This window comes from Streptomyces fuscigenes (assembly GCF_021556455.1).
Lineage (GTDB): Bacteria > Actinomycetota > Actinomycetes > Streptomycetales > Streptomycetaceae > Streptomyces > Streptomyces fuscigenes.
Map to the genome: position 1 here is coordinate 1 of NZ_JAKGCV010000423.1, position 4,720 is coordinate 4,720.

The window sequence follows — 4,720 nt, forward strand, 5'->3', positions numbered from 1 at the left end:
CGGCCGGCCCGTCAGGGCGGGGTGCCCCGCGCCGCCCCCGCGCGAAGTGCGACGGGCGGCCCGGGAGTCACGAAAGCGCCCCCCGCGCCGCCCCGGCGCCAACGAGGGCCTCCCGGCCGGCCGCCTCGCGCAGGACGTCCCGTACGCACCGCACGTACCGGGACATGGTGGCTCCGGCCGTCCGCGTGTCGGGGTAGCGGCCGAACATGTAGAGGCCCTCCGGCGTGCACACGACCCACAGGCAGGCCTTCCCGCTGTCGGAGAGCCGCAGCAGGGCACGGGCGTTCCAGGCCGCCCAGTCCCGCGCGCCGGGGGTGTCCCGCACGTCCATGTAGGACAGCAGGGAGAACGGGTCGGGAGTCGACTTCTTGAAGTCCACGCCCAGGAGTTCGCACACCCGGAAGAACGGCACCCGCGCCACCTGCCTGGCCTCGCGGGCCGAGCGCTGGGCGAGGCGGACCGCGGTGGGGAAGTCGCAGTCGTCGGGCAGGCCGATCTCGACCGGACCGCCCTCGACGAACCAGCCGACCGAGGACGTCCACTCCGAGCGGGTACGGGTGTGGAAGGGCATGACCGTGCGGTACGGGCCGGGCGCGCCGAGGCGCTGCGCCGCCAGCGCGTTCGCCGCCAGGATCCCGGCGGGCAGGGCGGTGCGCTCGGACCGGCAGGCCCGGGTCAGGGCGTCCGTCCCCGCGGGGTCGAGGAGCCACTCGAACAGCGACTTCTGCGGCAGGAGTTCCTCCCCCGAGGTGCCGAGCGGCAGCGGGAAGCCGGGCGGCCTGCCGCCGCTGTCGGCGATGAAGCGCTCCCAGCGCAGGACGGCCGGGTGCTCGCGCCCCACGAGGGCCGCGGCGGTGCGCTGCTCGTGGCTGTAGTCGACGTGGCTGCCGGTGTCGGGCAGCACCGGGGGCCGCCCGTCGCGCGCCGCGCGGTAGATCTCGTGGATCTCGTGCACCAGCCCGAACAGCGTGTAGCCGTCGGTCTGCGTGTGGTCGAAGGCCAGCAGGACCGTGGTGGAGTCACGGCGCTGCACCGTCTCCACGACGTAGCTCGGCCAGTGCAGGGTGTGCGTGGCCGCGTCCAGCCGGTCGCGGAGGAAGCGGTTGAGCACGCCGGAATCGCGGAAGTCCCCGAGCAGGGTGCTGTCCACGCCCACGACCTCCCGCGCGAGCGTGAAGCGGTGCAACTCGCCCCCGGCGTCGCGGAATCCGCTGCGCAGGGTCTCGTGCCGCCCGATCCAGTCGGCCAGCGCCCTGCCGAACGCCTCCAGGTCGAACTCGCCCGGCATCTCGAAGGCGACCCCGCCCCAGTCGGCCGTACGCACCCCGCGCTCCTGGAGTCTGGCCATGGTCAGGACGTGGGACTCCTGGTTGTACGAGGGCGGTACGGCGTCCCGCTCCGCCCGCTGTGCGGCCGAGAGGGCGGGTGGGTGCAGCGTCCACTCCCGTACCTGCCCGGGGCGGACGAGGTACTGGCTGAGTTCGGTCATTTTCACGCCAGGCACAACGACACCGGGCAGGTACGGGCACGCACGCCCGCAGCGCCGGGCACGCGTGTTCGACGCGAGCCCGACGCCGCACCGGGCGAGGCGCCCGGCCGCCGTGGTCGGCACCGCATGCCCCCTGGACGGCCCGGAGTTCACGGCGCCTGCTCAAGCGGCCGATGGCGTTCCGGGCTACCGCGGGGCCGCCGTCCGGTGCAGAATCTACGCGCGTCGCAGAATCTCACTCGTCCGACAGGAGCCCCCGCATGCCCATCGACCGCAGAACCTTCCTCAACAGGACCGCCGCGACGGGCGCCGGAGTCGCGCTGGCCTCGGGGGCGGTCGGCGGGGTCGACTCGGCCGAGGCCGCGCCGCTCGGCGGTCACCACGGACGCGCCCCGCGCACGGCGTCACTGCGGGTGCTCGGCACGACAGACACGCACGGACACGTCCTGAACTGGGACTACTTCACCAACGCCGCCTACGACGACGCCACGCACAACGACGTCGGCCTCGCCAAGGTCGCCACCCTCGTCGAGCGGGCGCGCGAGGAGGCGGGCCGCCACCGCACCCTGCTCGTCGACGCGGGCGACATCATCCAGGGCACCCAACTGTCGTACTACTACGCCCGGGTGGACCCGATCACCGGCGGCACGAAGGGCAAGCGCCCGCCGAAGCACCCGATGGCCCTGGCCATGAACCACATGAAGTACGACGCGGCCGCGCTCGGCAACCACGAGTTCAACTACGGAATCCCGCTGCTGCGCGCCTTCGAGGCCCAGTGCGACTTCCCGCTGCTCGCGGCCAACGCCCTCGACGCGAAGACCCTCAAGCCGGCCTTCGAGCCCTACGTCGTCAAGCGTGTCCACGTCCCCGGCGGCCCCGACATCAAGGTCGGCATCCTCGGCCTGACCAACCCGGGCATCGCCATCTGGGACAAGGCCAACGTGCAGGGGAAGATGACCTTCCCGGGCCTGGTCGAACAGGCGAAGAAGTACGTGCCGAGGCTGCGCAGCCTCGGGTGCGACGTCGTCTTCTGCACCGACCACTCGGGCCTGGACGGGGCCACGACCTACGGCGACGCGATCCCCTACCCGGAGAACGCCTCGTCCCTCGTGGCCCAGCAGGTACCCGGCATCGACGCCATCCTCGTGGGCCACACCCACGTCGAGCGGCCCAGCAGCATCGTCACCAACGAGCAGACCGGCAAGCAGGTCGTGCTGTCCGAGCCGCTGATGTGGGGGATGCGGCTCAGCGTCTTCGACTTCGCGCTCGAACTGCGCCACGGCCGCTGGGAGGTCACCTCGGTGACCGCCGGGGTGCGCGACGCCGCGACCGTGCCGGAGGACCCGCAGGTGGCGGCCCTCGTCAGGTCCGAGCACGACGCCGTCGTGGCCTACGTCAACCAGATCGTCGGCACCTGCGCCGCCGCGATGGACGCGACGGATTCCACGTACAAGGACACCCCGATCATCGACTTCGTCAACCGCGTGCAGAGCGACACGGTCACGAAGGCCCTCGCCGGCGGCCAGTACGCCTCCCTGCCGGTCCTCTCGGAGGCATCCCCCTTCTCCCGCACCGCCGCCATCCCGGCCGGCCAGGTCTCGCTGCGCGACGTGGCGGGCCTGTACGTGTACGAGAACACCCTGGAGGCCAAGATCCTGACGGGCGCCCAGGTCAAGGACTACCTCGAATGGTCCGCCCAGTACTTCGCGCTGACGGCGCCCGGCGACCCGGTCGACCTCGCGAAGATCACCAACGCGAACGGGATCCCGGACTTCAGCTACGACGTGCTCAGCGGCGTCTCGTACGACATCGACATCGCGCAGCCGGTGGGATCGCGCATCACGGGCCTCACGCACGCCGGCGAACCCGTCGACCCGGCAGCGCAGTTCGTGCTGGCGGTCAACAACTACCGCTCGGGCGGCGGCAGCGGCTACCCGCACGTCGCCACGGCCCCCTCGGTCTGGTCGAGCAGCGACGAGATCCGCAACACGATCATCGCGTGGGTGCAGGCCGAGGGCACGATCGACCCCGCGGCCTTCGGAGGCGACAGCTGGCGGCTGACCCGGGCGGGCACGCCGCTGTTCTGACGGGCGCGACGCGCCACCACGGCGCCCGGCGGCACCGGCCGGGGACCGGCCTCACAACGAGGAGGTATACGGTCCTTGGTCGGCCGCCACCCGGCGGCGGCCAGGGCGGAGGCGAGCTGATGGACCCCCACGGTGCTCCCGGCGGCGTGCTGGTCGTGGACGACGACGCGGCCACCCGCAGGTCCCTCGACCGGGGCCTGCGCCTCAACGGCTTCCGCACCCGCACCGCCGCCGACGGCGAGACGGCCCTGGCCATGGTGCGGGCCGCCCCGCCGGACGTGCTCGTGCTCGACGTGTCGATGCCCGGCCTCTCCGGCACCGAGGTGTGCGCCACGCTGCGCGCCGAAGGCGCCGATCTGCCCGTCCTGATGCTGTCGGCCCTCGACGAGACGGCCGACCGGATCGCCGGCCTGCAGGCGGGCGGTGACGACTACCTGGTCAAACCGTTCGCGCTGCAGGAACTGGTGCTGCGGCTGCGCGCCCTCCTGCGCCGCAGCCCTCCCTCGGACCACGCCCTCGTACGCGTGGGGGACCTCGTCCTCGACCCTGCTGCCCGCACCGCGCGGCGCGGGCAGCAGGTCCTGGACCTGACCCGCCGCGAGTTCGAACTGCTGGAGTGCCTGGCCCGCAACGCCGGTCTCGTCCTGACCCGCGACCAGTTGCTGGAACGCGTCTGGGGCTACGACGCCGAGGTGCGCAGCGACGCCGTCGACACGTTCGTCAGCTACCTGCGGCGCAAACTGGAGGCGGACGGCGGTCCCCGGCTCCTGCACACCGTGCGCGGGGTCGGCTTCGTGCTGCGCGAGCAGGACGGGGGTGCCGCGTGAGGCTGTCCACGCGACTGGCGCTGGCCGTGGGCGCCACCCTGCCGCTCCTCGTCCTCGCCTCGGGCTGGCTGCTCCTGCAGTTCGTCTCGCGGGACCTGCACCGCGAGCAGGACCAGCACCTGCGGGACCGGGCCGCCGCCGTCGTCCCGGAGGCGCGGACCGTCCTGCGGGCCGCGGCGGCCGGCCGGCCCGACACGGTGGAGCAGGCCCGGGCCCGCCGCCTCTACGCCGCGGCGCTCGACGTGGGCGTGCGCGTCGTCGGCCCCGACGGGACGTTCACGGGCGGGCCCCAGCCCGCCGCCACGGTGCGGCTGCCC

Annotated in this window: 3 protein-coding genes and 1 pseudogene; 3 read left to right on the forward strand and 1 reads right to left on the reverse strand. The window is 73.2% G+C overall.

Features of this window, described 5'->3' with window-relative positions; genetic code table 11:
- Window positions 1–67 precede the first annotated feature (67 nt).
- The gene (locus L1885_RS23795; protein ID WP_235799220.1) at window positions 68–1,489 is read right to left on the reverse strand and encodes a condensation domain-containing protein; all 1,422 of its coding nucleotides are present in this window, start codon (window positions 1,487–1,489) and stop codon (window positions 68–70) included.
- Between the two features lie 260 nt (window positions 1,490–1,749).
- Here L1885_RS23795 and L1885_RS23800 point away from each other — a divergent pair, with 260 nt between their 5' ends.
- The 3 genes and pseudogenes from L1885_RS23800 to L1885_RS23810 all read left to right on the forward strand — a co-directional run.
- Window positions 1,750–3,576, forward strand: coding sequence for a bifunctional metallophosphatase/5'-nucleotidase (locus L1885_RS23800; protein WP_235799221.1), 1,827 nt, complete (start codon window positions 1,750–1,752; stop codon window positions 3,574–3,576).
- A gap of 119 nt (window positions 3,577–3,695) precedes the next feature.
- Window positions 3,696–4,403: a response regulator transcription factor gene (locus L1885_RS23805; RefSeq protein WP_235799222.1), complete on the forward strand. Its 708-nt coding sequence runs from the start codon at window positions 3,696–3,698 to the stop codon at window positions 4,401–4,403.
- A pseudogene (locus L1885_RS23810) lies at window positions 4,400–4,720 on the forward strand (two-component sensor histidine kinase); the annotation flags it as partial. The gene L1885_RS23805 and the pseudogene L1885_RS23810, both read left to right, overlap by 4 nt.